This window comes from Tessaracoccus zhenghani, assembly GCF_054552775.1.
Window position 1 is genome coordinate 444,111 of sequence record NZ_CM137275.1, and the last position, 26,940, is coordinate 471,050.

A 26,940-nucleotide genomic window follows, 5' to 3' on the forward strand; every position below is an offset into this window, starting at 1 on the left:
GCAGAGTTAGTCGAACTGGATGCCGAACTGCCGCAGGAGGGCGAGCGCGTCGTCGTCCGGGGTCAGGCGCACGCCCTTCGTGCGGCACGACGCCAGGTCGATGCCGTAGCCGTAGCTGCCTTTGAGGTTGACGTCACGCAGATCCGCGTCGGCGAAGCGGGCCCCGGTGAGGTCGCAGTCGGTGAAGCGGGTGCGCATCATTTTGGTCTGGGAGAAATCCACATCGGTCAGCGAGCATCGCTCGAACACCCACCGCTCCGCGGTTGCCCGCTGGAAGCTGCTGAGGTCGAGCTTGCACTCGGTGAAGTACGGCTGGCCGAGGCCCGAGGCCCCGAGTTTGCCCCAGGCGACGCCCACGAACTTGCTGCGCTCGAAGGTGCACGAGACGAACGACGTGTTCGTCAGGTCTGCCAGCGAGAGGTCGCAGTCGACGAACCGGCACTCCGTGAACATGGCCCCGAAGAGCCGGCCCTCGAGCATGGAGGCGCCCGTGAACGTGCAGGCGTCGAATTCCATGGCCTTCAGGGCCTTGTTCCCCAGTGCGCCGGAGAAGGTCTCCTCGACGAAGACCTCGTCGTCGCCGAGATCGCCCAGGTCACGCATGGCCGTCCTCCTGTCGGTGTCGTCCGAGCCGGTTGGCCAGGACGGAACTCACCAGCAGTTGCACCTGGTGGTAGAGCATCAGTGGGATGACGACCACGCCGACGCTCGCTGTGGGGAACAGCACCATCGCCATCGGCACCCCGGTGGCGAGTGACTTCTTCGTGCCACAGAACATGATCGCGATGCTGTCCGGCCGGTTGAAGCCCAGCTTGCCCGCCAGGTGCCAGGTGAACCAGAACGTGAAGGCCAGCAGCCCCATGGTCACCGGCAGCACCCAGGCCACATCCACCCAGCCGAGGGTGCGCCACGCGCCGGAGGCCCGTAGGTCGGAGAACGCGCCGTAGACGATCAGGACGATCACCCCCTGGTCAACGTACTTGAGCCCCTTGCGGTGCCGGGCCATGAAGCCGGCCGTGACGAACCGTGAGAGTTGTCCCAGGATGAAGGGCAGCAGCAGTTGCACCATGACGTTGTAGATCTGCTGCATGCCGATGGAGCCTCCGCTGGACGACTGGATGAACAGCACCGTCAGCAGCGGGGTGATCACCACGCCCAACACGTTGGAGGCGGTGGCCGACACCATCGCGGCCGGGATGTTGCCCCCGGCCAGCGACGTGAACGTGATCGACGACTGCACAGTCGAGGGCACCAGGCACAGGAAGATCAGGCCGATCTTGATCGGCTCCGACAGCCACCCCTCGGGAACGGACACCAGGGGCACGGCCAGTAGTGGGTACATCACGAAGGTGATGGCCAGGATGGTGAGGTGGAGCTTCCAATGCCTGATCCCGGCCACCGTCTCCTCCGTCGACAACCGGGCCCCGTAGCCGAAGAACAGCAGGAAGATCGCGACCTTCGTGACGATGTCGAGGACCTCGGCCGCTCCACCCTCCAGCGGCAGGAGGAGCCCCAGGGCGAGGCTGGCGAGGATGGCGACCATGGTCAGGTCGAGCTTCAGTTTCATTCCGTGGTCTCCAGGGTCGCTTCGAGGCAGCCGCGCAGGGCGTTGGTCACGATCAGCCGCTCCGCGCCGAGAAGTCGGTCGACGGTGAACTCAGCCTCGTCGATCTCGTCGGCGCCGATGAGGGCGGGGTCTGCGAGGACGGCGGCCCGTTGCACGCCGTCGAGGATGCCCAGGGTGAGCGGAGGTGTCACCCAGCGGCCGTCCAGGAGGGCGAAGACGCTGGTCCGGGCACCCTCGAGCACCCTGCCGCCGCTGTCGAAGCCGATGGCGTCGAAGGCCCCGCGCTCGGCTGCCGCGGCCAAGGCGCGGTCGTAGTGCGAGCGGTCAGTGGTCTTGAAGCCCGCGAGCGGGGTCGGCTCCCACGGCTCACCGCACAGGATGAGCCGGACCGGGGTGGCGACGGCTTCGAGCGGGCTGACTCCCACGGTCACCACGCCGTCGGGCGCGAGGTCGACGCTCAACCGCCACCTGCCCCGACTGGGAGCGTCGCGCACAGCGTCGTGGACGACGCGGGTGGCGGGAGGGAGGCCGAGGGCTGCGGCGGAGCGCGAAAGTCGTTCCTGATGCCGGTCTGCGAGCGGCGCGACCCCGTCGACGACGCGGATGGCCTCCCGGAGGTGGACGGTGGGCAGCAGCGAGCCGGCGAACGCGGCCTTGGCCCGGCATTCGGCCCATTCGGCGTCAGCGGTGCTGTCGGCCACGACGCCGGAGCCGATGCCCAGCCTGGCGGTGTCGCCGTCGATCTCCACGGTGCGGATCGCGATGCTCAGCGTCATGTGCCAGCCGAGCGGGCCGTCGTGGGGGGCGATGACGCCCAGGCTCCCGGTGTAGAGCCCGCGGCGGTCGCGCTCCAGCGCACGGATGAGGTGCATGGACGCGATCTTGGGCGCCCCGGTGATGGAACCGCAGGGGAAGGTGGCGGCGAGGAGGTGGCCCGGGGTGGTGCCGGGGACGAGTTCCGCGCGGACGGTGCTGGTCATCTGCCACAGCCTCCCCACCCTCTCCACCTCGAAGAGCATGGGCACGTCGACGCTGCCCGGCACCGCCACCCTGCTCAGGTCGTTGCGGAGGAGGTCGACGATCATGAGGTTCTCGGCGCGGTTCTTCGGGTCACGGCTGAGCGTGCTCGGGCGTTCCGTCACCGGCGCGGTGCCCTTCATAGGTTTGCTCACGGCGTGGGAACCCTCGACGTTGATGAACAGTTCGGGCGACAGGCTCAGCGTCCACGGGGCCGCCGGTTCGGGGAGGCGCGCGAGGACGCCGAACGAGACGGGCTGGCGCGAGCGCAGCCGGCGGTACAGCGCCCGCGGATCTCCCACCGCTCTGGAGAGGATGCGGTGCGTGTAGTTGACCTGGTAGGTCTCGCCTGAGGCGATGGCCTCCTTGACCGCCTCGATGCCGGCGCTGAACTGGGCCCGGTCCACGTCATGGGCGGTGCCGGTCAGCCAGGCGGGGGAATGGGGCAGGAACTCCTCGGCGTCGACCTCGGAGCGGTCGGCGAACCAGAAGAGGGCGCCGCGGGCGTCCCCGCCGATGCCGAGGGCCGCCTCGCCCATGTCGTACGGCAACCACGCGAAGGCGTGCAACCCCTCGCGCCAGCCGGCGTCCAAGGAGGCGTCGATGGTGCCCAGAGTGACACTGTCGACCCGGGCGAGATCCGTCATGAGCGTGGCCCGCCCGGCGAGGGCGTCGTCGAGCAGCACGAACGGGTCCATGAGCAGCAAGGCTATAGCCTGACACCGTGATCATCGAGGTGAGTGACCCCGCAGACGGGCGCCTGACGGACTTCGTGGCCCTGCGCGATGCCCAGCTGCGACGATCCGAGGACCGGTTCATCGCGGAGGGGCTGAAGATCATCGAGCGGGCCTTCACCTCTGGCGCGCGGCCGCGCGCCCTGTTGCTGCAACCGCGGTGGCTCGAGCAGCTGGCCCCCCTCCTGGCCGCCCATCCCGACGTGCCTGTCTACCTGGGCACGGAGAAGATGATCGAGGAGGTCAGCGGTTTCCATGTGCACCGCGGTGCACTGGGCTCGTTCGACCGGCTGCCTGAGGCGCCCTGGGACGCGCTGCTCGCGGGGCGGCGGCTGATCCTGTGCGAGGAGATCGTCGACCACGCCAACCTCGGCGTGATCATGCGGCTGGCCGCCGGGCTGGGCTGGGACGGCGTCGTCGTGTCGGAGCGTAGTGCCGACCCGCTCTACCGCCGCGCCATCAAGGGCTCGATGGGCGCCTCGCTGGTGGTGCCCTGGCGACGGATGGGCGGCGACGCGGACCTCGAGCGGATCCGCGCGGCCGGGTTCACCGTCGTGGCCTCGAGCATCGCCCCGGGGGCCGTCGAGCTCGATGCCTTCGAGGCTCCAGACAAGGTGGCCCTGATGCTCGGCACCGAGGGCCAAGGCCTGAGCCGAGGCTGGCTCGCCGCCGCTGAGCACCACGTCCGGATCCCCATGACGGACCGCGTCGACTCGCTGAACGTGGCCACAGCCGCAGCCATCCTCGCCTACCAGCTGCGCTGAGCAGCGCGGCGGGCCCCATCGGCCGCCGAATGGCCCCCGGTGCTGGCAGACTGCGGGCATGAAGGCGCTGCTGCGACTGCTGACGTTGGTGACGGCGCTGCTGCTGCTGGCCGGCTGCAGTGAACCGGAGTACCCGCGTGACCCCGACGACACCCTGCTGCGGGCGATGGACGGTGGGCTCACCGTCGGTGTCTCGGCACACCCGCCCCACATCGACATCTCGGACGAGGGTGAGGTCACCGGCCCCGAGGCCGAGATCCTCACCGGGTACGCCGAGTCGATCGGTGCGGAGATCGAGTGGGTCGAGGGCGCCGAAAGCGAACTCATGGAGAAGATCAAGCTCGGCGAACTCGACGTGGTGGCTGGGGGCCTGACCGCGAAGTCGCCGTGGACGACGCACGCGGCCTTGACGCGGCCCTACGGGAAGGCTGCCGGCCCGGACGGCAAGGAACAGAAGCTCGTCTTCGCTACGCGCCTGGGGGAGAACGCACTGTTGTCCAGCCTGGAGCGTCACCTGATCGAGGAAGGGCTGAAGCCATGAAGGGCCGGGGATACTCCGCGCTGCCGCCGGACAAATCGGAGGCGCTGCACAAGGCGATCCGGCTGCAGTGGATCTCGCTCGTCGTGCTGGTCATCATCATCGTCGCCGTGGGCCTGGTGGCGGGCCAGTCGCAGGCCATGCGCACGGCCTTCGTCGAGGACATGTTGGCGCTGCTGCCGCCCATCGCGTTCCTGCTCGGAGTGTGGCGGGCGAGTAAGAACAGGTCCCCGAAGCATCCCTATGGCCATCACCGGGCGATGTCGGCCGGCCATGTGGTGGCCGCCGTCGCGCTGCTGGTGTTCGGCCTGTCGCTGCTGTACAACGGCGCCAGCGCACTGGTCATGGGGGAGAGGCCCCCGGTGGGTGTCATGTCGCTGTTCGGCCAGACGTTCTGGGCCGGCTGGCCCATGATGATCGTGATGTCGATGACTGTGGTGCCTGCCGTCATCCTCGGCCGCCTGAAGATGAAGCTGGCGGAGGAACTGCACGACCAGTTGCTCTCCGCGGACGCGGACATGCTGAAGGCCGACTGGTCCACCGCGCTGGCCACCGTCGCCGGCGTCGCGGGCATCGGCTTCGGGCTCTGGTGGGCGGATTCAGCCGCCGCCATCCTGGTGTCGGCCAGCATCGTCAAGGACGGCGTGACCAACCTCCGGATCGCCGTCGCCACGCTCCTCGACGAGAGGGCCACGCCCATCGCCTCCCGGGACCCGCACCCGGTGATCGGCAAGCTGCGTCAGAAGGCGCTGAGCCAGGCGTGGGTGGGGGAGGCGGCGGTGCGGGTGCGCGACATGGGACACGTCTTCCACTCCGAGGTCTTCGTCGTGCCCGCCGAGGGCCACCACCCGGGCATCACCGAGCTCGACGCGCTGCGCCATCAACTGTGCGACACGGACTGGAAGGCGCTGGACACCGTCGTCGTGCCCGTGAAGCAGCTTCCCTCCGACATCGACGAGCCGTCCACCTCCGAGGTCAGTCCTCGCTCTGGGGCATAGGGACCGCTGCGCGCTTGGGGGAGACCGGCCAGTCGTCGGGATAGCGCCACGCCAGCTCGTCGACCTTCTTGTCCAGTTGGCGACGGGCGCGAGCGGAGAGGCGGTCGCCGAAGACCGTGCCGCCCAGGTGATCCGTCTCGTGCTGCAGGCAGCGGGCGAGCAGGCCGGTGCCCTTCACCGTGATCTCGTTGCCGTAGGCGTCCTGGCCCGTGCAGGTGGCCAGATCCGGGCGGGCCACGCTCTGGTAGCCGCCCGGGTAGGACAGGCAGCCCTCTTCAGCGGCGTCCAGGTTGCGGTCCTTGCCCTCTGGCAGCGATACGACGGGGTTGCACACCACGCCGCGGTGGATCCTGTCGTCCGCATCCGGGCATTCGTAGACGAACACGGCGGTTCCGACGCCCACCTGCGTGGCGGCCAGCCCAACTCCCTCAGCCGCCCTCATGGTGGCCCACATATCGCGGATCAACTGGTGGAGTTCCTCGCCGAACTCAGTGACAGGTTCCGTCTGCTTGTGCATCACCGGGGTGCCCCAACGGGTGATAGGCAGAACCATGCCGCCCTGGGTGAGATCGGCCTCAGCCATTGTGCTCCTTCAAGGTTCGGGTACGACGGTCAAGTATGCCGCACCGGGTGTCGCTGGCGCGCGGCTGCCACTGCCGGGGGAGGATGGCAGGTATGGAACTCGCCCACGGTTGGTCGGCGCTGCTCGACGACTACGCCGCGCACCTCGGCGCGGAGCGCGGCCTCAGCCCGCACACCGTGCGGGCCTACGCCACGGACCTCCGCGACCTGGCCACCTTCGCCGACGTCGCGCCCGGCGAAGTGACGCTCTCGACGCTGCGGGCCTGGTTGGGCGCCATGCGCGACGACGGCGCGGCCGCGTCCACCCTGCAGCGCCGCGTCGCGTGCGTCAGGGGGTTCTTCGCCTGGGCGGTGCGGGAGGGTGTCGTGGGGGCTGATCCGGCCGTCCGGCTGAAGGCGCCGAAGCGGCAGCGGCGGCTGCCAAGGGTCTTGGCCCGCGGTGCCGTGTCCGAGACGCTGGCCGCGGCCGAGAACCGCGCGGCCGAGGACGGCGACCCCATCGCGGTGCGCGACCTCGCCTTGGTCGAGGTGTTGTACTCGAGCGGGTTGCGGGTCTCCGAGGTGTGCACGCTCACCCTTCGCGACGTGGACCGCGAGCGTCGCTCCGTCAGCGTGCTGGGCAAGGGCGGGAAGCAACGCACGGTGCCGCTGGGGCTCCCTGCCCTCCGCGCGGTCGAGGCCTGGCTGCGGGTGCGCTCAGCGGTCAGCACGCCGTCGAGCCCCGACACCGTCTTCCTGGGCGCCAGAGGCGGCGCGCTCGACCCGCGGGTGGCGAGGCGGGTGGTCCATGAGGCGACGGCAGCCGCCGGGCCGGGGGCCGAGATCGGCCCCCACGGGCTGCGCCACGCGATGGCCACCCACCTCATCGAGGGCGGCGCGGACCTGCGCAGCGTGCAGGAGATGCTGGGCCATGCGTCCGTGGCCACCACCCAGATTTACACCCACGTCACCTCGGAGCGCCTGCGCGAGGCCTTCCGGCAGGCGCACCCGAGGGCGTGAATCAGAGCAGGGGCCCGATCTGGTCGCGGACCTGGCCCCGCAGCACCTTCCCGATCATGGAGGTGGGCAGTTCCTCCACCGTCACCACGCGGCGGGGCACCTTGTAGGCGGACAACCGCTCTTTGGCCCACGATCGGATCTCCGCCTCATCGATGGGGGCTTTCGCCACGACGGCGGCCGTGACCTGCTCGTCGCCGCGCTCCTGTTTGATGCCCACGACGGCGACATCCTCGATCGAGGGGTGCTGGCGCAGCACGCGCTCCACCTCACTGGGCGACACGTTGAAGCCGCCGGTGATGATGATCTCCTTCAGCCGGTCGACGATGGTGGCGAAACCCTCCTCGTCGAGCGTCACGACGTCGCCGGTGCGCAGCCATCCGTCGGGCGTCTTCGTCTCGGCGGTGGCCTCCGGCCGGTTCCAGTAGCCCTGGAACACCTGCGGTCCCTTGACCCACAGTTCGCCGGCCTCGCCGGGGCCGACGTCGCGGCCGTCCTCGTCCACCACGCGGCGCAGCGTCGAGGGGAACGGGATGCCGATCGTGCCGGTCTTGCGCGTCTCGTTGAACGGGTTGCCCATGGCGATGGGGGCGCACTCGGTGAGGCCGTAGCCCTCCACCAGGAGACCGCCCGAGACGGACTCCCACAACGCCACCGTCTCGTCCGGCAACGTCATGGCACCGGAAATGCACCACTTCACACCGGAGAGGTCGATGCCCTTCGCCTTGGCGCCGTTGGCCGTCTTCTCGTAGATGGGCGGCACCGCGCAGTAGATCGACGGTGGGTTCTTCTTCATCTCCGCCAGCGCCATGTCCACATCCGGGCGGGGGAACAGGACCTGGTGGGCCTGCTTGTAGACGCCGAACGTCACGTAGAGCACCATGCCGAAGGCGTGGAACATCGGAAGCATCGCGTAGCTGACCTCGCGCCCGGTCTGGGCGCCGTGCATCCAGGCCGCTCCCATGAGGGCATTGGCGTACATGTTGAGGTGCGTCAGCATCACGCCCTTCGGCACGCCGGTGGTACCGGAGGTGTACTGGATGGCGCCGAGGTCGTCGATGGTGGGGCGGGGGTGGGCGGGGTCCAGGGAGGGACCTGCCAGCAGTTGCTTCCACGTGAGGTCGCCGGTGCTGCCGTCAGTGAGCTGCGCCCGCTTCTGGCGGAGCGAGGGAATGGGGAGCCCCAGCAGGAGGCGCTTGACGCTGGGGAACTCGTCCAGCATGTTCACGCTGACCACGAGCGGCTTGGTGGAGAGGGTGCGCAGCTTCGGCAGCACCCGATCCAGGGCGATGGCGACCTTCGCCCCGTGGTCGACGAAGACCTCCTCGAGCTCCCGCTCGGTGGACAGCGGATTGTGCTCGCACACGACGGCTCCCAGCCGCAGGACGGCGTAGAACGCGACGAGGTGCTGCGGGCAGTTCGGCAGCAGGATCGCCACCCGGTCGCCGGCCACCACCCCCAGACGCCGGAGGCCCTCCGCCGCGCGGTTGATCCGCTCGCCCAGTTGCGTGTAGGTCATGGTGCCGCCGAAGAACTCGGTGGCCACCTTGGAGGCCCCCTCTCGGCAGGACCGCTCGCACATGTCGGTGAGGGATTCGGTGGGCAGCTCGATCTGGGCGGGTACTCCCGGCTGGTAGAAGCGGGTCCAGTCAGGGGCGGTTAACGGCGTCGTGGTCATGGTGCAACGGTAGTGCTCAATCACCCGAGGAGGGTGAGGGGATCGATGAGGCCCCCGTCCTGCCAGGCCATCCAGTGGAGATGGCACCCGGTGGACAGGCCCGTGTTGCCCACGACGCCCACCGTCTGCCCGGCGCTGAGCCGCTGCCCGGCTGTCACCGTTACGCGGGGGAGGTGCGCATAGGCGGTGCTCAGGCCGCCTCCGTGGTTGACGATGACCCGGTAGCCGTAGCCACCGTGGTAACCGGCCGACCGCACCGTGCCTGCCAGGGGCAGGCTGATGGTGGTGCCGCACGGAGCGCCGAAGTCTGTCCCGTCGTGCAGTTTGGTGACACCGGTCACCGGGTGGCGGCGCATACCGTACCTGGAGGTGACCGGCCCGTCGACGGGGGCTCCACCCACGGCCGCGGTGCGGGCCGAACTGATCGACGGAGGGCGGACGGGCACCGATCCACTGGGAAGCAGCCGCACCACCGGCGTCACCCGATAGGCGCCAGGGTCCGCATACCGCTCCCCGTCGGTCAGTCCCCAGTGGAGACAGGCCGCTTCGTCGCAGTGACCGGCCAGCAGGGTGCCGATCCGCTGCCCGGCTGCCACGGTGTCGCCCTTGTGGACGGTGGCTAGGACCGGTTGGTAGGTGGTGCGCCAACCGTCGCCATGGTCGATCGAGAGGGTGCCGGTGCCTGCGACCGACCCGGCGAAGTGCACGGTGCCGGCCGCCGCCGCGACGACTTCGTCGCCCGGGTACCCGGCGAGATCCACGCCGCGGTGACCGGCCGCGAACCGGCCGACGTCGTCGAAGGCGCGTACCACCCGGCCCGGTAGCGGGGCAGTGAGTGAGAGGTCCGCCCAGGAAGGGACCGAGGCGCCGGCGATGATGATGACGGAGAGAATGAGGGCAGACACGGTTCGCACGTCAACACTGTGGTCAACGCCACTGCGGAATCACCACTGCGCCGGTGGGCTGTGGACAAGTTCGCGACCCGGTCTTCTCCGCGCCGGTTGACGGCGTCACCAGATTTGAGCCCGTGCCCTCCGTCCAGATAGCATGGACCCTGCAACCCGTCTGGGTTGACATCGCATGCGCTGCGCGGGGAACCGCCGGTGGCCGCGTGGTCCTTCAACCAACTGGATGAAGGTGCGGCACCGGGCGCATCAGGAGAAGGCCCCTCCGGGGCCCCATCAACCACCCGTGGACCCAGTCCACCAGATTCAGGTGCGGCAGAGCCGCACCACAGGAAGGCACGACCATGGCAGTCGTCACCACCCGCCAGTTGCTCGAGTCCGGCGTTCACTTCGGTCACCAGACCCGTCGTTGGAACCCCAAGATGAAGCGCTTCATCTTCACCGAGCGCAACGGCATCTACATCATCGACCTGCAGCTCTCGCTGAGCTACATCGACAAGGCATACGCCTTCATCAAGTCCACCGTCGCGCGCGGCGGCCAGGTGCTCTTCGTCGGCACCAAGAAGCAGGCCCAGGAGGCCATCGCGGACCAGGCCACCCGCGTCGGGATGCCCTTCGTGAACCAGCGCTGGCTCGGTGGCATGCTCACCAACTTCGGCACCGTCTCGAAGCGCATCCAGCGCCTCAAGGAGCTCGAGGGCATGGACCTGACCGACACGGTCGGCTCGGGCCTCACCAAGAAGGAACTGCTGCAGCTGGACCGCGAGCGCACCAAGCTCGACAAGACCCTCGGCGGCATCCGTGACATGGTGCGCACCCCGCAGGCCGTCTGGATCGTCGACACCAACAAGGAGCACCTCGCTGTCGACGAGGCCCGCAAGCTGAACATCCCGATCGTCGGCATCCTGGACACCAACTGCGATCCCGACATGGTCGACTTCGCGGTGCCGGGCAACGACGACGCCATCCGTTCCGTCGCCCTCCTGACCCGCATCATCGCCGACGCCGTCGCCGACGGCCTCATCGAGCGCTCCTCCAGCCGCTCCGGGGAGGAGACCCCCGCCGAGCCCATGCCCGACTGGGAGCGCGAACTCCTGGGCGCCGAGAAGGCTGAGGCCCCCGCTGCTGAAGAGGCCACCGAGGCTCCTGCCGCTGAGGCTGCCGTCGAGGCTCCTGCCGCTGAAGAGGCCGCCGTCGAGGCTCCTGCCGCTGAAGAGGCTGCCGTCGAGGCTCCTGCCGCTGAAGAGGCCGCCGTCGAGGCTCCCGCCGCTGAAGAGGCCGCTGAGGCCGACACCACCGACGCCAACTGACCCAATCGATCAAGTAGACGGGATACCCCACACATGGCAATCACTGCCGCTGATGTGAAGAAGCTCCGCGACGCCACCGGCGCGGGCATGATGGACGCGAAGAGGGCCCTCACCGAAGCTGAAGGCGACTTCGACAAGGCCATTGAGGGCCTGCGCATCCACGGCCTGGCCAAGCAGGCCAAGCGCGCGGACCGCGAAGCCACCAACGGTATCGTCGCCGGCCGCGACGGCGCCCTGATCCAGTTCGCCGCCGAGACCGACTTCGTCGCCAAGAACGCCGAATTCGTCGAACTGGCAGACCAGATCCTCGACGCCGTCATCAAGTCGGGTGCCACGGACGTGGAGACCGCCAACGCGGCTGAACTCGCTTCCGGGGCCAAGGTCGCGGACGCGGTCCAGGAACTCGGCGCCAAGATCGGAGAGAACATCTCCGTGGCCGACGTTGCGCAGTTCTCCGGCGACAGCCACGTGTACCTGCACCGTCGCGCTGCTGACCTGCCGCCGCAGGTCGGTGTCCTCGTCGAGTACACCGGTGACAAGACGCTGGCCCACCAGGCTGCGCTGCAGATCGCCGCGATGTCGCCCCGTTGGGCCAACCGCGACGAGGTCCCGACGGACCTGGTCGAGAACGAGCGTCGCATCGCCGAGGCCACCGCCCGCGAAGAGGGCAAGCCCGAAGGCGCCATGACCAAGATCGTCGAAGGCCGCGTCACCGGCTTCTTCAAGGACGTCGTGCTCGTGGACCAGGCTGCGGTCTGGGAGGACAAGAAGTCTGTGGGCGCCGCCCTGCAGGAGGGCAACACCGAGGTCGTGCGCTTCGCGCGCTTCGCTGTGGGTGCCTGATCACGCGAGCCTCAGCTCAGTGAAGTAGAGTTACGTGCGCCGCGACCCCAGTGGTCGCGGCGCACGTCGCATGTGCACGCCCCAACACACCAGGAGAAACAAGTGGGATATTCGCGAGTATTGCTGAAGCTGTCCGGTGAGGTTTTCGGCGGAGGCAAACTCGGCGTCGACGTGACTGTGGTGGCGGACATCGCCCGCGAGATCGCCGACGTGGTCCGCTCAGGCACGCAGGTGGCTGTGGTCGTCGGGGGCGGCAACTACTTCCGCGGTGCCGAATTGTCGCAACACGGTATGGCGCGCGACCGGGCGGATTACATGGGCATGCTCGGCACGGTGATGAACTCGATCGCCCTGCAGGACTTCTGCGAAAAGGCCGGTATCGAGACCCGCGTCCAGTCCGCCATCAGCATGGCCCAGGTGGCGGAGCCCTACATCCCCCGTCGCGCGGAGCGTCACCTCGAGAAGGGCAGGCTGGTCATTTTTGGTGCCGGCTCCGGCATGCCGTACTTCTCCACCGACACGGTCGCTGCCCAGCGGGCCCTGGAGATCGGCGCCGAGGTGCTGCTCATGGGCAAGCAGGGCGTCGACGGCGTCTACGACTCCGACCCCAAGACGAACCCGGACGCGACGAAGTTCGAAAGCCTCAGCTACAACGACTTCCTGACCAAGAACCTCAAGGTGGCGGACGCCACCGCCATCTCGCTGGCCCGCGACAACGGGCTCGACATGGTGTTCTTCAACCTGTCCACCAAGGGCAACATCGCCCGCGCCGTTGCCGGTGAGCACATCGGCACCCTGGTTTCGCGCTAACCACCACCCCCAGCAAAGGAGCAAGACCATGATCGCCGAGATTCAGCAAGAGGCCTCAACCAAGATGCAGCAGGCGGTGGACTTCGCACGCGAAGACCTCTCGACCATCCGCACCGGTCGCGCGCACCCCGCCATGTTCAACAAGCTCCTGGCCGATTACTACGGCGCCCCCACGCCGCTCCAGCAGCTTGCCACCTTCACCTCGCCTGATCCCCGCTCGATGCTGATCGCGCCGTTCGACCGCAGCGCCCTCGGCGCCATCGAGAAGGCAATCCGCGACGCAGACCTGGGCGTCAACCCGAGCAACGACGGGAATGCCGTCCGCGTGGTCATGCCGCACCTCACCGAGGAGCGCCGCAAGGAGTACATCAAGATGGCCAAGCACAAGGCGGAGGAGGCCCGCGTCGCGGTGCGCAACCTCCGTCGTCACGCCATCGACTCCCTGAAGAAGCTGGAGAAGGACGGCGAGATCGGCGAGGACGACCTGTCGCGCGCAGAGAAGGCCCTCGACAACACCACGAAGAAGTTCGTGGAGAGCATCGACGAAATCCTCAAGAACAAGGAAGCCGAGCTTCTCGAGGTCTGATGGCAACCGAGGCCCAGCCGAAGAAACAGTCGAGGGCGGGCCGGGATCTCCCGGCCGCCATCGCCGTTGGCGTGGCCCTGTTTGCAGGCGTCGCGGTCGGGCTCATCTGGGTTCCCTGGCTCTTCATCGCCATCGCCACTGCGGCGCTGGGGTTGGGGGTCGTGGAGGTGCACCGGGCTCTGCTGCGCAAGGGGATGAGGGCCGTCTGGCTCCCCGTGGCCATCGGCACCGTGCTGAGCGTCGCGGGCGGCTACCTCGTCTCCGTCGAGGACCTGAACATCGAGCCCACCACCTTCGTGGTGATCTGTCTGGGCGCCATGATGATCGCCTCCCTGGTCGGGCGGATGGTGCGCGGTCCCGAAGGCTTCATCCGCGACATCGCGGCCAGCGCCCTGTTGATCGCCTACATCCCGCTGCTGGGCGTGTTCGTCCCGCTGGTGATGGGGGCTTCCAGCGGCCACCTGCGCATGTTGAGCGTGATCGCCGCGGTGGTCGCCTCCGACACCGGGGCCTACGCCACCGGGGTCCTGTTCGGCAGGCACAAGATGGCTCCGTCGATCAGCCCGAGCAAGACCTGGGAGGGCACCGGCGGGGGAGTCCTCGTCGCCGCGGGGATCGGCGCCGTCTGCAGCGTGTTCCTGCTGGGTTCCCCGTGGTGGGTCGGCGTGATCCTCGGGGCCCTCATCAGCATGGCGGGCACCGTCGGTGACCTCGTCGAGTCGCTGGTCAAGCGCGACGCCGGCATCAAGGACATGTCCAACTTCCTCCCCGGCCACGGTGGCATCATGGATCGTCTCGATTCCATGCTCGTTGCCGTGCCCGTCGGCTGGCTCGTGCTGCACCTCGCCCTGGGCGCCTGAACGCCCTCCCACCTACCCCTGAAGGCGTCATGACTGTCAAGACCCTGCCGCTCGTGTTCGAAGCCCCACGGCGGGGCAAGCCGCCCACACACTGGTTCGACCTCTCCATCGAGGAGCGCGTCGAGGCCACCAGGAAGCTCGGCCTACCCAAGTTCCGCGCGGACCAGATCTCCCGGCACGTGTTCGACCGCCTCGAGGACGACGTCAACCAGTTCTCCGACATCCCGGCGGACATCCGCCAGGAACTGGGGGAGCAGTTGTTCCCGAAGCTCCTGACGGAGATGACGCGGCGCAGCACCGACGACGGCACCACGGTCAAGACGCTCTGGCGGCTTCACGACGGCTCCCTGCTGGAATCCGTACTCATGCGCTATCCCCACCGCACGACGCTCTGCATCTCGTCGCAGGCGGGCTGCGGCATGGCCTGCCCGTTCTGCGCGACGGGGCAGGGCGGCCTCAAGCGCAACTTGTCGCAGGCCGAGATCACCGCACAGGTGATGGCCGCGGATCAGCAGTTGGCCGCCGGTCTGGTGCCCGGTGCCACCGGCCGCCTCAATAACATCGTGTTCATGGGGATGGGCGAGCCCATGGCCAACTACAAGGCGGTGATGGGCTCCATCCGCACGTTCCTCGAGCCCGGGCCCAACGGGTTCGGCATGAGCGCGCGTGGCATCACCGTGTCCACCGTCGGGTTAGTGCCGGCCATCCAGAAGCTCACCGCGGAGGGGCTGCCGCTCACCCTGGCCGTCTCCCTCCACGCCCCGGACGACGAACTGCGCGACGAGATCGTCCCGATCAACACGCGGTGGAAGGTGGACGAGGTCGTCGACGCGGCATGGGAGTACGCCCACGCCACGAAGCGCCGCGTCTCCATCGAGTACGCCATGATGCGCGACATCAACGACCAGGTGGCACGGGCCGAACTGCTCGCCAAGGTGCTCAAGAAGCGCGGCGACTGGGGCTGGGTGCATGTCAACCTCATCCCGTTGAACCCCACCCCGGGCTCGAAGTGGACAGCGTCGCGCAAGGCCGACGAGAAGGCGTTCATCGAGACCCTGGAACGCCGTGGTGTGCCGGTGACGCTGCGCGACACCCGCGGCCAGGAGATCGACGGCGCCTGCGGCCAACTCGCCGCGAGCGTCGACCAGACGTAGTTGCGTGCGCCCCTCGTGATCGTCAGGTGACCCGATGAAAAATCCGGCGCCGCTTGGTCGTATGATCGACGCGCCAGTGTCCCAACAGGCAAAAAGGAGAACCGATGGAACCCAAGCTGGAGGCTGTCTTCCAGAGCGTCGTAGCACGCAACCCTGGTGAGGCCGAGTTCCACCAGGCTGTGCGTGAGGTCTTCGAGTCCTTGGAGCCCGTGATCAAGCGGCACCCTGAGTACCTCGAGTCCAAGATGCTCGAGCGCATCTGTGAGCCTGAACGCCAGATCATCTTCCGCGTGCCGTGGCAGGACGACAAGGGCGACGTGCAGGTCAACCGCGGCTTCCGCGTCGAGTTCAATTCCGCGCTCGGCCCGTACAAGGGCGGCCTGCGGTTCCACCCCAGCGTCTACCTCGGCGTCATCAAGTTCCTGGGCTTCGAGCAGATCTTCAAGAACTCCCTGACCGGCCTGCCCATCGGCGGCGGCAAGGGCGGTTCCGACTTCGACCCCCGCAACAAGTCCGAGGGCGAGGTCATGCGCTTCTGCCAGTCCTTCATGACCGAGCTCTACCGCCACCTCGGTGAATACACCGACGTCCCCGCGGGCGATATCGGCGTGGGCGGCCGCGAGATCGGTTTCATGTTCGGCCAGTACAAGCGCATCACCAACCGCTACGAGTCCGGCGTGCTCACCGGCAAGGGCATCGGATGGGGCGGCTCCCTCGTCCGCACCGAGGCCACCGGCTACGGCACCGTCGTGTTCGCAGATGAGATGCTCAAGACCAGGGGCGAGAGCTTCGACGGCAAGCGCGTCGTCGTCTCCGGCTCCGGCAACGTGGCCATTTACGCCGCGGAGAAGGCCGCCCAGCTGGGTGCCACCGTCATCGGCTTCTCTGATTCCACCGGCTTCGTCGTCGACGAGGCGGGCGTGGATCTCGATCTGCTCAAGCAGATCAAGGAGATCGAACGCGGCCGCGTCAGCGACTATGTCGACCGTCGTCCCTCCGCGAAGCTCGGCAACGCCGGCGGCTGCATCTGGGACGTCCCGGTGGACGTCGCGCTGCCCTGCGCCACGCAGAACGAGCTCAACCTCGAGCAGGCCGCCACCCTGATCAAGAACGGTGTCAAGGTCGTGGCTGAGGGCGCCAACATGCCCACCACCCCTGACGCCATCCATGCTCTGCAGGGAGCCGGCGTGCTCTACGCCCCAGGCAAGGCGGCCAACGCCGGCGGTGTGGCCACCTCCGCGCTGGAGATGCAGCAGAACGCGTCGCGTGACTCGTGGACCTTCGAGTACACCGAGGAGCGCCTCACCAACATCATGCGCCAGATCCACGAGATCTGCGCTGAGACGGCAGACTCCTACGACGCCCCGGGCGACTACGTGGTCGGCGCCAACATCGCCGGCTTCGAGAAGGTCGCCTCGGCGATGCAGGCCTTCGGCCTCGTCTGATCAGCCGCCACGCGGCGTGGCCGGCCTGCGGGCGGGTTACGACGAGGGGGCGAAATACAGGTCGCGGTAGCGCCGGATCCGGTCAGGGTCCGGCGCTTCGCCGTACGCAGCCCAGAATTCCTGGTCGGCACCGGGGCCGAAGTTGTGTTCGAGCGACCAGGAGGCGACGGCGAGGTCCGCCCAGCGGTCGGCGACCCCGAGGTGGCCAACGTCGACCATCCCGACGAGGCCACCGTCGTCCCCGAGCAGGAGGTTGGGCACGCAGGCGTCGCCGTGCACGATCGACAGGTCGCGGACGTCGTGTTGGTCACCCACCCACTCCGGCGCGTCGAAGAGCGTGTCCGTCGCGTCGAGCGAATGCAGTTGAGCCAGCGCCAGGGCCAGACCCCGGGCCGCGACATCCGGCTGGTCCTGCCACTCCATGGCTGGGCGACCAGGGAGCCCGACGGTGACGATCAGCCAGCCGTCGTCGAGCTCCTCGTAGTCGGCCATGCGTGGGCTGGGGAAGCGGCTCGACAGCCAACTGAGGCGCTCCGCCTCGGGCTCGAGGTCGTGTGGGCTCCACTTGGCGTACAACGGCTTGACGTCGTCGGCGACGAGGCGGGCCGTGATGCCGCCCACCTCGTTGCGCCACACCAGTTCTTCGACGCGGCGCTTGTTCACGGCGGCCCACTTCGTGATGGCGAACGGGACCGGGGTGCCGGGCGGGGGAACAGAGGCCTGAGACATGGTGCCGATCCTATGTGGCTGCCCCAGTTGTGGACAGTGGGATACTCAGGGGGTGCGCAGCATCGTTCTCCTCGGCAGCACCGGCTCGATCGGTACCCAGACCCTTGACGTGATCGCCTCCAGGCGGGAGCAGTTCAGGGTGGTGGGCCTGTCGGCCTCCGGTGGCAACATCGAACTGCTGGCCCGCCAGATCATCGAGTTCGAGCCGGAAACCGTCGCCCTCGCGAAGGCGAGCGCCGGGCGGGACCTCCAGCGGGCGTTGTACGACGCCGCCAATGAGCGCGGTTGGGCCCAGGGTGAGTACCGGCTCCCTACACTTCTCCTGGGCCCCAAGGCTTCCGCCCAACTCGCCGCGGTAGGCGCGGACGTGGTGCTCAACGCCATCACCGGTGCTGCGGGGCTCGAGCCCACCCTCGCGGCCCTGGCCGCGGGCAGCACCCTGGCGCTCGCCAACAAGGAGTCGCTGGTCATCGGCGGCCGGTTGGTCACCGAGGCCGCGCAGCCCGGCCAGATCGTCCCCGTCGACTCTGAGCATTCCGCCTTCGCGCAAGCCCTGCGTTCGGGCCGCGCCGACGAGGTGCGCAGGCTCATCCTCACCGCTTCGGGCGGCCCGTTCCGCGGCCGTTCACGCGACGAACTCGCCGCGGTCACTCCGCAGGAGGCCATGGCGCACCCCACCTGGGACATGGGCCGTGTCATCACCATCAACTCGGCCACCCTGGTCAACAAGGGGCTGGAACTCATCGAGGCCGCCCTGCTCTACGGCGTCGACTACGACGACATCACCGTGACCGTGCACCCCCAGTCCATCGTGCATTCGATGGTGGAGTTCCACGACGGGTCCACCATCGCCCAGGCCTCACCGCCGGACATGCGGCTGCCCATCGGCATCGCCCTGACCTGGCCACAGCGCCTCGAAGGCGCGGCCCCCTCCTGTGACTGGACCACGGCGGCAACCTGGACGTTCGAGCCCCTCGACGACGACACCTTCCCTGCGGTGCAACTCGCCCGCCGTGCGGGCCGGGCGGCCGGCACGGCGCCCGCCGTCTACAACGCCGCCAACGAGGCCTGCGTCGAAGCGTTCTGGGACGGACGGATCGGCTTCCTGGACATCACCCGGATCGTGGGGGAGTGCCTGGACGAACACCTGGCGGACGGTCACGTCGCCGACGGCGACCTCACCCTGGACGGCGTCATCGCCGCAGACCAGTGGGGCAGGACGCGCGCCTCGGTCCTCGCAGGGCCGGCAGCATGACGGTGCTGCTCACCGTGCTGTTCGCGGTGCTGTTCTTCGTGTTGATCATGGTGTCGATCGCGCTGCACGAGGTGGGCCACCTGGTACCCGCCAAGCTGTTCGGCGTCAAGGTCACGCAGTACTTCGTCGGTTTCGGCAAGACGCTCTGGTCGGTGCGCCGGGGCGAAACGGAGTACGGCGTCAAGGCCTTCCCGCTGGGCGGCTACGTACGGCTCGTCGGCATGTACCCGCCGAAGAGGCCGGGCGCGAAACAGACGTGGCTGACGCGGGTCGCGGACCAGGCGCGGTCCTTCGAATGGGACTCGATCCGGCCTGAGGACGACGGCTCGTTGTTCTACCAGAAGAAGACCTGGCAGAAGGTCATCGTGATGCTGAGCGGGCCCGCGATGAACGTGCTGCTGGCGTTCCTCATCTTCCTCGGCATCAACGTGTTCCACGGCACCTACCAGCCCACGCTGACCGTCGGTCAGATGTGGCAGTGCGTGGTGTCCGCGGAGCGCGAGGATCGCACCTGCACGGCCGACGACCCGCCCACGCCGGCGGTCGAAGCGGGCGTGCAGGTGGGCGACACCCTTGTCTCCTTCAACGGCGTCGCCCTCACCGGCTGGGATCAGATGGGCGACCTGGTGCGCACCAACCGTGACGGGCCGGCCACGGTCGTCGTCGAGCGCGACGGCGCCGAGGTGACCCTGCCCACGGTGAACACCGTGCTCAATCATGTGCCGGACCGGCTGGACCCGACCAAGTTCGTGGAGGCAGGGTTCTTCGGGGTGTCGCCCACCCAGGAGCTCACCAAAGCCGGGCCCCTGACCACGGCCGCCCAGATGTGGGACATGACGAAGCAGTCCACCGTCGCCCTGATGAGTTTCCCGGCCCGGATCTGGAACGTCGCGGCGGACCTGGTGACCGGCCAACCGCGCGACGTCAACTCCCCGATCTCCATCCTGGGGGCTTCCAGGGTGGCGGGGGAGATCACCACCACAGACCAGCTCGGCACCGCTGACAAGGTGGCGTCGTATCTCTCGTTGCTGGGCGCGGTGAACCTGTTCGTGGCACTCCTCAACCTGGTGCCGCTGCTGCCGCTCGACGGCGGGCACGTCGCCGGCGCCCTCTGGGAGTGGCTACGTCGCCAGTTCGCACGGCTCGGCGGACGGCCAGACCCGGGGCCAGTCGACACCGCCAAGGGGCTGCCCGTCACCTACGCTGTGGGAGCATTTCTCCTGCTCGGGGGCCTCGTGCTGATCGCCGCCGACCTCATTTCCCCGATCCGACTTTTCTGACCAGCAGAGTAGGCTGTCGCACATGTCCGTGAACCTTGGTATGCCCCCAGCGCCTGCGCCGGTGCTCGCCCCCCGCCGCCCCACCCGGAAGATCCGGGTCGGGAAGGTTGAGGTCGGCGGCGACGCGCCGATCAGCGTCCAGTCGATGACCACCACCAAGACCACGGACATCAACGCCACCCTGCAGCAGATCGCGGAATTGACTGCCACCGGGTGCGACATCGTGCGCGTCGCCGTCCCCAGCCAGGACGACGCCGAGGCGCTGCCGATCATCGCCATGAAGTCGCAGATCCCCGTGATCGCCGACATCCACTTCCAGCCGCGCTACGTGTTCGCCGCGATCGACGCCGGCTGTGCGGCCGTGCGCGTGAACCCCGGAAACATCAAGCAGTTCGACGACAAGGTCGCCGAAATCGCCAAAGCGGCCGCCGACGCGGGTGTGAGCCTGCGCATCGGCGTCAACGCCGGCTCGCTCGACAAGCGCCTGCTGCAGAAGTACGGCGCCCCCACCGCTGAGGCCCTCGTGGAATCCGCCTTGTGGGAGGCTTCGCTGTTCGAGGAGGTGGGGTTCTACGACTTCAAGATCTCCGTCAAGCACAACGACCCCGTCGTGATGGTGCGCGCCTACGAGATGCTCTCCGAGAAGTGCCAGTACCCGCTGCACCTGGGCGTCACCGAAGCCGGTCCCGCGTTCCAGGGCACGATCAAGAGTTCCGTTGCCTTCGGCGCGCTGCTGAGCCAGGGCATCGGCGACACCATCCGGGTGTCCCTCTCCGCCCCGCCGGCAGAAGAGGTCAAGGTGGGCCTCAAGATCCTGGAGTCGCTGAACCTCCGCCCCCGCAAGCTGGACATCGTCTCGTGCCCGTCCTGTGGGCGCGCGCAGGTCGACGTCTACACGTTGGCCGAGCAGGTGACCAAGGGTCTCGAGGGCATGCAGGCACCGCTGCGCGTGGCCGTCATGGGCTGCATCGTCAACGGCCCGGGCGAGGCGCGCGAAGCGGACCTCGGCGTCGCCTCCGGTAACGGCAAGGGTCAGATCTTCGTCAAGGGCGAGATCATCAAGACCGTGCCCGAGGATGAGATCGTGGAGACCCTCCTGTTCGAAGCCCGCCGCCTCGCCGCAGAGATGGGTGAAGTCGGTTCCCCCGAAATCTCTGTTTCCTGACCGGGCGTCCTTTCTGGCCATGTTGGCCCTAGAGTTTCGCCCATGACTTCAGGGCTGACGACGATGGGGGCGGGCGACCGCGAACGGGTCGCCCGATTCCTGGCCGAGAGCCCGGTGGAGAACCTCTTCCTGAGTTCCCGGGTGGCCACCTACGGCCTGGACCGGCGCCGGCTCGGCGCCGTCTACGGCTACGAACGCGAGGGCGTTCTCACCTCCGTCCTCCTCGACGGCGGCACTCTCTTCATCGCGGGCTTCGACCCGGAGGCGTTGCCCGTCTACGTCGAGAAGTTGGGGCCCATGCGCCGCTGCACGTCGATCCTCGGCCCGGCCATTTCGGTGCTCGGCCTGTTCGTGGGCCTGGCCGAGCGGTATCGCGGTGCGTGGGGCGGCGTCTCCAACGTACGGAAGCGGCAGCCCCTGATGGTGCTGGATCACCTGCCCGAGGTCCCGCCGGACAGGCGGGTGCGCAAACTGACCCTCGACGACTACCCAAGCTATCTTGAGGCCTCGGTGCACATGTACACCGACGAGATCGGCAGCTCGCCGTTCAAGTACGGCGGCGGCTACGAGGGCTTCGTGCGCGACCGCCTCAGGCAGGGCGACGCCTACGGCATCGTCGACGACAAGGGCACGGTGATCTTCAAGGCCGATCTCGGCCCGAAGCTCGCCGGGCAGGCGCAGCTCCAGGGGGTGTGGGTGGCTCCGCACCTGCGCGGCCGGGGGATCAGCGTGCCGGCGTTGGCCGGGATGTGCCACCTGATCATGGACCAGTACCCGCTGATCAGCCTGTACGTCAACGACTTCAACACCGCAGCCATCCGCAGCTACGAGCACCTCGGCTTCGTCGAGGTGGGGGCGCTGGCGACGGTGCACTACTGAGCCACGATCCGCCCGTCCTGTCTCGGGGCCAGCGCGAACGCCACCAGGTAGACGACGAGGACCAGGATCAGCAGGTTGCTGTACCCGGTCAGCAGCGCGGCGTATTCCAGGCAGCCACCCACGAGGGCCCCCAGCAGGTTCAGCCCGAACGCCGCACGGCCGTTGTCGGCGGCCGCGAAGCGTTTGGCGAAGGCGACGTTGGCCAGGAAGATCGGCACGAAGCCAGCGCGACGGCCACGATCAACCGCGGCACGTAGGGCAGGCCCAGCAACCATTCCGGCTTGACCACGTAGGCGAGCGCGATGGCGACCCCGATCCCCGCGAAGAGCCAGGTGAGGGGAGGGGTGCGCCACCGTCGGGTGGTCTCGACGGCCAGCAGCACGACGAGCAGCACACCGCCGAACACCAGCGCGTTGACCAGCCAGGTGGTGCCGAACAACAGCGCGAACGAGGCGATGTACTTGGTCTCGAGCAGCATGAACGCCACGCCCATGAAGAAGAGGTCCGCATAGGGACGCATGTGCCGCAACGGCCCACCCAGGGCGCGGACGGTGACCGCGGAGGCCAGCAGAATGCCGGCCAGCACCCACAGGTACGTCGCAGGGATGCCGTCGCCCCGGTAATAGAGGAACGGTGCGTTGTCCGTGGGCGGCGCGATGCGGTCTGCGGGCAGCACGTGGTTGTCGGTGCCGCAGACCTGCGCATCGGGGTTCTTCGCGACGGTCACCACGGCCTGCCCGCCACCCAGGAGGTCGACGCACGGGGCATGCCCGAACGACTCCTGGGCGATGCCGCCGAGGCGGTCGATCAGCCAGTCCTCGCGGTAGTAGTTGTACATCGAGAAGACCCCGTCGTCGGTGAGCCGCTCCCTGGCTGAGGAGAGCGCCTCCTCGGTGAAGAGGAAGGATTCCAGGCGGATCTGTGAGGCGCCGCTGACGAGCGCGAGGCTGTCCGGCAGGGCGAAGAGGATCAGGTCGTACTTCTCGGAGGTGGTCTCCAGGAAGGCCCGGCCGTCGTTGACGATGCGGCGGACCCGTTCGTCGGAGTACGGGCGGTCCGGGTTGAGCTCGGCCCCGATCTCCATGATCCGCGGGTCGATGTCGACGGCGTCCACGTGCTCCGCCCCCTGCTTGAGCGCGATCGCCACGTCGGAGCCGGAGCCGGCGCCCACGATCAGGACCCGGCCGGGCTTCTCCGCCGCCATCCGCTCGTACGGGGTGCGGTACAACCGCTCGGCCTCGTTGAGCTTGTACTCGGCCGAACCCATGACCTGGTGGGGGATGCCGTTGACCGTGATGAGGTGGAGTGCGTTGCCGTCGGAGGAACGACCGATGTCGCGCTGGGTCACCTTGTAGTAGGGGGACCAGGTCACCCCGGGCGTGACGGTCTCGGCGAGCAGGGAACCGACGATGGCCACACCCGCCACGATCGCCGCTAGGCGGTGGCGTCCCCAGGCCAGCCAGACCAGGGCCGCCACGACCAGCACCCCCCCACCACCGACGGCCCCCTCAGGAACGACAGGAGGGTGAACAGCGAGATGCCGATGATGGAACCGATGAGGTCCCACCGGTAGGCGTTGAGGTTCTCCAACTCGGCGAAACACCGGCCCACCACCTCGCCCGGTCCGGCGAGGATGGCGGCGACGAAGAGGAAGAGCACCGGGAGCGCCAGCCATGCCGGAGGACCCTGGGCAGACAGGGAGGTGAAGTAGATGATGGCGTCGCCGGTGCGGTCGATGGTCACCGGGAAGGCCCACACGAAGAACACGAGCAGCGCCAGCAACACCGGCGTCCACGGCACGATGGACCAGCGCTTGCGGGCGATCAGGAAACCGGCGCCGATGCCCAGGAAGGAGCCCAGCAGCACGAAGTTGGAGAAGTACGAGAGGTGCACGACGTTGGAGCCGAGCCAGCGGATCCGCCAGTTCCATGAAGAGCATCAGGGCGCTGCCCACGACGAGGCGGGTGACGGTGCTCGGGGGCTGCCCGGCCGAGAGGGTGCTCACGCGCCCATCGTGCCCGTTCCGGGAGCCATTGTGGGGCTGGATTTCGATGTCTGTCCTGATGGGTAGACTCAGCCCGTGATTTCAAAGCTCTCCTCCCTGTTCGTTCGCACCCTCCGTGAGGACCCGGCTGACGCGGAGGTGCCCAGCCACCGGTGGCTGGTCCGCGCCGGGTACATCCGTCGAGCGGCACCCGGCATCTACTCCTGGCTGCCGCTGGGCTTGAAGGTGTTGGGCAAGGTGGAGGCCATCATCCGCGAGGAGATGAACGCCATCGGCGCGCAGGAGGTGCACTTCCCGGCGCTGCTGCCGCGTGAACCCTACGAGTCGACGGGCCGCTGGACGGACTACGGCGACAACCTGTTCCGCCTCCAGGACCGCAAGGGCACCGACATGCTGCTCGGGCCCACGCACGAGGAGATGTTCACGCTGCTGGTCAAGGACCTGTACAGCTCGTACAAGGACCTGCCGCTCTCGCTCTACCAGATCCAGACCAAGTACCGCGACGAGGCACGGCCCCGCGCCGGCCTGCTGCGCGGTCGCGAGTTCATCATGAAGGACTCCTACTCCTTCGACGTGGACGACGAGGGGCTGGAGGCCAGCTACCAACTGCACCGCCAGGCGTACCAGCGCATCTTCGAGCGGCTCGGCCTCGAGTTCGTGATCGTGTCGGCCATGGCCGGCGCCATGGGCGGCTCGCGCTCGGAGGAGTTCCTGGCCGTGGCCGCCAACGGTGAGGACACCTTCGTGCGCTCGCCCGGGGGTTACGCGGCGAACGTCGAGGCCGTGCGCGTCGCGCCCCCCGCGGAGCTGCCCGTCTCCGACGCGCCCGCCATGGCCGTCTTCGATACGCCTGGCGCCGGCAGCATCAACGCTGTCGTCGAGCTGCTCAACCGTGACCTTCCGGAGCGCACCTGGACGGGCGCCGACACGCTGAAGAACGTGCTGTTCATGGTCACGGACCCCGACGGTAAGAAGCGGCCCCTGGCCGTGGGTCTCCCTGGCGACCGCGAGGTCGACGCCAAGCGTCTCGAGGCTGCGCTGGAGCCCGCCGCTGCGGAACCCTTCACCGAGGACGACTTCAAGAACTACCCGGAGCTCGTCGTCGGGTTCATGTCGCCGGTGTCCATCGACGGGGGGCGGGTCCTGGGCAAGGAGTCCTCCACCAAGATCGAGTACCTCGTGGACCCGCGGGTCGTCACCGGCACGCACTGGGTCACGGGCGCCAACGTCAAGGACCAGCACCTCACCGGTGTCACGGCCGGGCGTGACTTCACCGCGGACGGCATCCTCGACGTCGGTGACGTCCGCGAGGGTGACCCGGCGCCTGACGGCTCCGGCCCGCTGACGCTGGCCCGTGGCATCGAGATGGGCCACATCTTCCAGCTCGGCCGCAAGTACGCGGAGGCCCTCGGCCTCAAGGTGCTGGACCAGAACGGCAAGCTCGTCACCGTCACCATGGGCTCCTACGGCGTGGGCGTGTCCCGCGCGGTGGCCGCCGTCGCGGAAGCCACCAGCGACGACAAGGGCCTCAGCTGGCCGTTGAGCCTGGCGCCGTTCCAGGTGCACGTGATCGCCACAGGCAAGGACGCGGAGGTCTTCGCGGAGGCTGAGCGCATCGCAGAGGTGCTCGACGGCAAGCGGGTCGAGGTGCTCTTCGACGACCGCAAGGCCAGCCCCGGCGTGAAGTTCGCAGATGCGGAGATCCTGGGCATGCCCATCATCGTGGTCGTCGGCCGCGGCCTGGCCAACGGGGTCGTCGAGCTGCGCATCCGCGCCACCGGCGACAAGCGCGAGATTCCCGTCGCTGACATCGTCGACGAGGTGGTGGCCCTCCTCTAGGCCAACCATCCCGGCCACCAGGTGAGCGCCGTGCCGGTTTCCTGCACCGGCGCCACCTGACCGCGCATGCCGTCGCGCCACTGCGGATCGGGATCCGCCGCGACCAGGCGCGCGAATCCGTTCAGGACCTGCGTCTCCAGCAACCCCCAGCCGGCGCGGATGGTCTCGAGGCTGTCCATCGTCGTGGGCAGGTCGAACGCCGCCGGTTGTTCCGGGGCTTCGGTGCCGAGCCTGTCGCGCAGGGTGTTGCGCAGTTCGCGTGCCCGGTTGAGGCGGACGAGCCCCGTGGCGTGGAGGGCATTGTCCTGGCTGATCCTGCCCAGGCCCACACCCAGCCCGTAGATCAGCGCCCACACATGGCCCAACAGGATGGGCAGTGACGCCTCGACGGTGGTCGTCTGCAGACGCCGCACGGCGGCCTCGCCCTCCACCGGCGCGACCTCCTGGTTGCGCAGGCCGAGCACCGCGGTGGCCATCGAGGCGTAACACAACCTGAGGTCCCCGTCCCCGGCCCGGGTCGCCATCTCCTCGAGCGCATCCCCGGCACGGGAGACGGCGGCCTCGAGCCGGTTGGTCGCGACCCCGGGAGCGCTCGGGGCAGTGACGGGCGCAGCAGCCACCTCGAAGGGCTCCTGGTCGATGTCCGACAGCGGGTCCGGCACAGCGAGGCGGGCCACGTGGGCGTCGCACTGCGCGAGCGCAGCGACGGCCCAGGGCTGGGCCTCCCAGTGCGGGGAGTCGACCCGTGCCGCGACGAGTGCGCGCAGATCCGCCACCGACTGGTGCGCCAGGGTGGCCTCCGGGGAGCGCGCCGGCTCAGGCGACGGCTCGGGCAGCGCAGCGGTGCGGGTGTCCGGCCCACCGAGAATCAGCGGACTCGTGGTGCATCCCGTGATTCCGAGGGTGAGCAGCGCAAGCGCGGAGCGACGGGAGACGGACATGCGGCCAGCGTAGTGCGTGGGTATGCTGGGGCCTCACAATCAGGCGTACAACCGGATACG

The 26,940-nt window shown here is 68.4% G+C and carries 27 protein-coding genes; 16 read left to right on the plus strand and 11 right to left on the minus strand.

All coding sequences use genetic code 11. The annotated features are described in order from the left end of the window. Positions 1-6: 6 nt before the first annotated feature. The 3 genes from ACX1DX_RS02155 to ACX1DX_RS02165 are packed head-to-tail and all read right to left on the minus strand — an operon-like array spanning position 7 to position 3,282. Positions 7-603, minus strand: coding sequence for a pentapeptide repeat-containing protein (locus ACX1DX_RS02155; protein WP_182764835.1), 597 nt, complete (start codon positions 601-603; stop codon positions 7-9). Next, positions 596-1,567, minus strand: a complete 972-nt coding sequence (locus tag ACX1DX_RS02160) for a bile acid:sodium symporter family protein (RefSeq protein ID WP_459397505.1) — start codon at positions 1,565-1,567, stop codon at positions 596-598. The genes ACX1DX_RS02155 and ACX1DX_RS02160 overlap by 8 nt, the downstream gene beginning before the upstream one ends. Next, a complete protein-coding gene (locus ACX1DX_RS02165; protein WP_459397506.1) occupies positions 1,564-3,282 on the minus strand; it encodes a bifunctional chorismate-binding protein/class IV aminotransferase in 1,719 nt (572 codons plus the stop codon). The genes ACX1DX_RS02160 and ACX1DX_RS02165 overlap by 4 nt, the downstream gene beginning before the upstream one ends. A gap of 26 nt (positions 3,283-3,308) precedes the next feature. Here ACX1DX_RS02165 and ACX1DX_RS02170 point away from each other — a divergent pair, with 26 nt between their 5' ends. The 3 genes from ACX1DX_RS02170 to ACX1DX_RS02180 are packed head-to-tail and all read left to right on the plus strand — an operon-like array spanning position 3,309 to position 5,618. Continuing rightward, a complete protein-coding gene (locus tag ACX1DX_RS02170) occupies positions 3,309-4,082 on the plus strand; it encodes a TrmH family RNA methyltransferase (RefSeq protein ID WP_182764832.1) in 774 nt (257 codons plus the stop codon). Between the two features lie 58 nt (positions 4,083-4,140). Next, on the plus strand, positions 4,141-4,623 hold the full coding sequence (locus tag ACX1DX_RS02175; protein ID WP_459397507.1) for a transporter substrate-binding domain-containing protein: 483 nt from the start codon (positions 4,141-4,143) through the stop codon (positions 4,621-4,623). Further along, entirely contained in the window at positions 4,620-5,618 is a 999-nt protein-coding gene (locus ACX1DX_RS02180; RefSeq protein WP_459397508.1) for a cation diffusion facilitator family transporter, read from the plus strand. Before ACX1DX_RS02175 ends, ACX1DX_RS02180 begins: the two co-directional genes overlap by 4 nt. Here ACX1DX_RS02180 and def read toward each other — a convergent pair. Next, positions 5,596-6,201, minus strand: a complete 606-nt coding sequence (gene def / locus ACX1DX_RS02185; protein ID WP_459397509.1) for a peptide deformylase — start codon at positions 6,199-6,201, stop codon at positions 5,596-5,598. The genes ACX1DX_RS02180 and def overlap by 23 nt on opposite strands. 92 nt (positions 6,202-6,293) lie before the next feature. Here def and ACX1DX_RS02190 point away from each other — a divergent pair, with 92 nt between their 5' ends. Beyond that, positions 6,294-7,199 (plus strand): tyrosine recombinase XerC, encoded by a 906-nt coding sequence (locus ACX1DX_RS02190; protein ID WP_459397510.1) that lies wholly within the window; start codon positions 6,294-6,296, stop codon positions 7,197-7,199. 1 nt (position 7,200) lies between these two features. On the opposite strand, the gene ACX1DX_RS02195 is transcribed toward ACX1DX_RS02190, so the two are convergent. Both ACX1DX_RS02195 and ACX1DX_RS02200 read right to left on the minus strand, forming a co-directional pair. Continuing rightward, the gene (locus tag ACX1DX_RS02195) at positions 7,201-8,874 is read right to left on the minus strand and encodes an AMP-binding protein (protein WP_459397511.1); all 1,674 of its coding nucleotides are present in this window, start codon (positions 8,872-8,874) and stop codon (positions 7,201-7,203) included. 20 nt (positions 8,875-8,894) lie between these two features. Further along, on the minus strand, positions 8,895-9,779 hold the full coding sequence (locus ACX1DX_RS02200) for a M23 family metallopeptidase (protein WP_459397512.1): 885 nt from the start codon (positions 9,777-9,779) through the stop codon (positions 8,895-8,897). Between the two features lie 344 nt (positions 9,780-10,123). Here ACX1DX_RS02200 and rpsB point away from each other — a divergent pair, with 344 nt between their 5' ends. From rpsB to gdhA, 7 genes are all read left to right on the plus strand, one after another. Then, complete coding sequence (rpsB, locus tag ACX1DX_RS02205; RefSeq protein ID WP_459397513.1) at positions 10,124-11,089, plus strand: 30S ribosomal protein S2; 966 nt, start codon at positions 10,124-10,126, stop codon at positions 11,087-11,089. A gap of 33 nt (positions 11,090-11,122) precedes the next feature. After that, positions 11,123-11,932 (plus strand): translation elongation factor Ts, encoded by an 810-nt coding sequence (gene tsf, locus ACX1DX_RS02210; RefSeq protein ID WP_459397514.1) that lies wholly within the window; start codon positions 11,123-11,125, stop codon positions 11,930-11,932. Between the two features lie 102 nt (positions 11,933-12,034). Next, a complete protein-coding gene (pyrH, locus tag ACX1DX_RS02215; protein ID WP_370585968.1) occupies positions 12,035-12,742 on the plus strand; it encodes a UMP kinase in 708 nt (235 codons plus the stop codon). A gap of 28 nt (positions 12,743-12,770) precedes the next feature. Then, positions 12,771-13,328, plus strand: a complete 558-nt coding sequence (gene frr, locus ACX1DX_RS02220) for a ribosome recycling factor (protein WP_220486417.1) — start codon at positions 12,771-12,773, stop codon at positions 13,326-13,328. Beyond that, positions 13,328-14,188, plus strand: a complete 861-nt coding sequence (locus tag ACX1DX_RS02225; RefSeq protein ID WP_459397515.1) for a phosphatidate cytidylyltransferase — start codon at positions 13,328-13,330, stop codon at positions 14,186-14,188. Before frr ends, ACX1DX_RS02225 begins: the two co-directional genes overlap by 1 nt. A gap of 29 nt (positions 14,189-14,217) precedes the next feature. Then, on the plus strand, positions 14,218-15,342 hold the full coding sequence (gene rlmN, locus ACX1DX_RS02230) for a dual-specificity RNA methyltransferase RlmN (RefSeq protein ID WP_459397516.1): 1,125 nt from the start codon (positions 14,218-14,220) through the stop codon (positions 15,340-15,342). Between the two features lie 104 nt (positions 15,343-15,446). After that, positions 15,447-16,787 carry an NADP-specific glutamate dehydrogenase gene (gdhA, locus tag ACX1DX_RS02235; protein WP_459397517.1) on the plus strand — a complete coding sequence of 447 codons (1,341 nt, stop codon included), beginning with the start codon at positions 15,447-15,449 and terminating at the stop codon, positions 16,785-16,787. Positions 16,788-16,823: 36 nt separating this feature from the next. Here gdhA and ACX1DX_RS02240 read toward each other — a convergent pair whose 3' ends face one another. Further along, complete coding sequence (locus ACX1DX_RS02240) at positions 16,824-17,516, minus strand: phosphotransferase (RefSeq protein WP_459397518.1); 693 nt, start codon at positions 17,514-17,516, stop codon at positions 16,824-16,826. Between the two features lie 52 nt (positions 17,517-17,568). Between ACX1DX_RS02240 and dxr the strand changes: the two genes are divergently transcribed. From dxr to ACX1DX_RS02260, 4 genes are read left to right on the plus strand one after another with little or no spacing between them, the layout of a single operon-like run. After that, a complete protein-coding gene (dxr, locus tag ACX1DX_RS02245) occupies positions 17,569-18,771 on the plus strand; it encodes a 1-deoxy-D-xylulose-5-phosphate reductoisomerase (protein ID WP_459397519.1) in 1,203 nt (400 codons plus the stop codon). Further along, positions 18,768-20,051: a M50 family metallopeptidase gene (locus ACX1DX_RS02250; RefSeq protein WP_182764817.1), complete on the plus strand. Its 1,284-nt coding sequence runs from the start codon at positions 18,768-18,770 to the stop codon at positions 20,049-20,051. The genes dxr and ACX1DX_RS02250 overlap by 4 nt, the downstream gene beginning before the upstream one ends. A gap of 22 nt (positions 20,052-20,073) precedes the next feature. Beyond that, positions 20,074-21,216: a flavodoxin-dependent (E)-4-hydroxy-3-methylbut-2-enyl-diphosphate synthase gene (gene ispG, locus ACX1DX_RS02255; RefSeq protein ID WP_076059284.1), complete on the plus strand. Its 1,143-nt coding sequence runs from the start codon at positions 20,074-20,076 to the stop codon at positions 21,214-21,216. 42 nt (positions 21,217-21,258) lie between these two features. Continuing rightward, the gene (locus tag ACX1DX_RS02260; protein ID WP_459397520.1) at positions 21,259-22,095 is read left to right on the plus strand and encodes a GNAT family N-acetyltransferase; all 837 of its coding nucleotides are present in this window, start codon (positions 21,259-21,261) and stop codon (positions 22,093-22,095) included. Here the strand turns inward: ACX1DX_RS02260 and ACX1DX_RS02265 are convergent. The 3 genes from ACX1DX_RS02265 to ACX1DX_RS02275 are packed head-to-tail and all read right to left on the minus strand — an operon-like array spanning position 22,089 to position 23,988. After that, entirely contained in the window at positions 22,089-22,313 is a 225-nt protein-coding gene (locus ACX1DX_RS02265) for a hypothetical protein (protein WP_459397521.1), read from the minus strand. The genes ACX1DX_RS02260 and ACX1DX_RS02265 overlap by 7 nt on opposite strands. Then, positions 22,235-23,572 (minus strand): spermidine synthase, encoded by a 1,338-nt coding sequence (locus ACX1DX_RS02270; protein WP_459397522.1) that lies wholly within the window; start codon positions 23,570-23,572, stop codon positions 22,235-22,237. Before ACX1DX_RS02270 ends, ACX1DX_RS02265 begins: the two co-directional genes overlap by 79 nt. Then, the gene (locus ACX1DX_RS02275; protein WP_459397523.1) at positions 23,530-23,988 is read right to left on the minus strand and encodes a hypothetical protein; all 459 of its coding nucleotides are present in this window, start codon (positions 23,986-23,988) and stop codon (positions 23,530-23,532) included. The genes ACX1DX_RS02270 and ACX1DX_RS02275 overlap by 43 nt, the downstream gene beginning before the upstream one ends. A 187-nt stretch (positions 23,989-24,175) precedes the next feature. On the opposite strand from ACX1DX_RS02275, the gene ACX1DX_RS02280 reads away from it, so the two are divergent. Beyond that, positions 24,176-25,939, plus strand: a complete 1,764-nt coding sequence (locus ACX1DX_RS02280; protein ID WP_459397524.1) for a proline--tRNA ligase — start codon at positions 24,176-24,178, stop codon at positions 25,937-25,939. On the opposite strand, the gene ACX1DX_RS02285 is transcribed toward ACX1DX_RS02280, so the two are convergent. Beyond that, a complete protein-coding gene (locus ACX1DX_RS02285; protein WP_459397525.1) occupies positions 25,936-26,880 on the minus strand; it encodes a hypothetical protein in 945 nt (314 codons plus the stop codon). The genes ACX1DX_RS02280 and ACX1DX_RS02285 overlap by 4 nt on opposite strands. Positions 26,881-26,940 lie beyond the last annotated feature (60 nt).

Excerpts from the sequence above, each read along its gene's own strand:
- ispG (WP_076059284.1), top strand. The coding sequence starts at position 20,074 with ATGTCCGTGAACCTTGGTATGCCCCCAGCGCCTGCGCCGGTGCTCGCC.
- tsf (WP_459397514.1), top strand. The coding sequence starts at position 11,123 with ATGGCAATCACTGCCGCTGATGTGAAGAAGCTCCGCGACGCCACCGGC.
- ACX1DX_RS02240 (WP_459397518.1), bottom strand. The coding sequence starts at position 17,516 with ATGTCTCAGGCCTCTGTTCCCCCGCCCGGCACCCCGGTCCCGTTCGCC.
- ACX1DX_RS02195 (WP_459397511.1), bottom strand. The coding sequence starts at position 8,874 with ATGACCACGACGCCGTTAACCGCCCCTGACTGGACCCGCTTCTACCAG.
- frr (WP_220486417.1), top strand. The coding sequence starts at position 12,771 with ATGATCGCCGAGATTCAGCAAGAGGCCTCAACCAAGATGCAGCAGGCG.
- rpsB (WP_459397513.1), top strand. The coding sequence starts at position 10,124 with ATGGCAGTCGTCACCACCCGCCAGTTGCTCGAGTCCGGCGTTCACTTC.
- ACX1DX_RS02285 (WP_459397525.1), bottom strand. The coding sequence starts at position 26,880 with ATGTCCGTCTCCCGTCGCTCCGCGCTTGCGCTGCTCACCCTCGGAATC.
- ACX1DX_RS02155 (WP_182764835.1), bottom strand. The coding sequence starts at position 603 with ATGCGTGACCTGGGCGATCTCGGCGACGACGAGGTCTTCGTCGAGGAG.
- ACX1DX_RS02260 (WP_459397520.1), top strand. The coding sequence starts at position 21,259 with ATGACTTCAGGGCTGACGACGATGGGGGCGGGCGACCGCGAACGGGTC.
- ACX1DX_RS02175 (WP_459397507.1), top strand. The coding sequence starts at position 4,141 with ATGAAGGCGCTGCTGCGACTGCTGACGTTGGTGACGGCGCTGCTGCTG.
- ACX1DX_RS02225 (WP_459397515.1), top strand. The coding sequence starts at position 13,328 with ATGGCAACCGAGGCCCAGCCGAAGAAACAGTCGAGGGCGGGCCGGGAT.
- def (WP_459397509.1), bottom strand. The coding sequence starts at position 6,201 with ATGGCTGAGGCCGATCTCACCCAGGGCGGCATGGTTCTGCCTATCACC.
- ACX1DX_RS02190 (WP_459397510.1), top strand. The coding sequence starts at position 6,294 with ATGGAACTCGCCCACGGTTGGTCGGCGCTGCTCGACGACTACGCCGCG.
- ACX1DX_RS02250 (WP_182764817.1), top strand. The coding sequence starts at position 18,768 with ATGACGGTGCTGCTCACCGTGCTGTTCGCGGTGCTGTTCTTCGTGTTG.
- gdhA (WP_459397517.1), top strand. The coding sequence starts at position 15,447 with ATGGAACCCAAGCTGGAGGCTGTCTTCCAGAGCGTCGTAGCACGCAAC.
- rlmN (WP_459397516.1), top strand. The coding sequence starts at position 14,218 with ATGACTGTCAAGACCCTGCCGCTCGTGTTCGAAGCCCCACGGCGGGGC.
- ACX1DX_RS02160 (WP_459397505.1), bottom strand. The coding sequence starts at position 1,567 with ATGAAACTGAAGCTCGACCTGACCATGGTCGCCATCCTCGCCAGCCTC.
- ACX1DX_RS02180 (WP_459397508.1), top strand. The coding sequence starts at position 4,620 with ATGAAGGGCCGGGGATACTCCGCGCTGCCGCCGGACAAATCGGAGGCG.
- ACX1DX_RS02165 (WP_459397506.1), bottom strand. The coding sequence starts at position 3,282 with ATGGACCCGTTCGTGCTGCTCGACGACGCCCTCGCCGGGCGGGCCACG.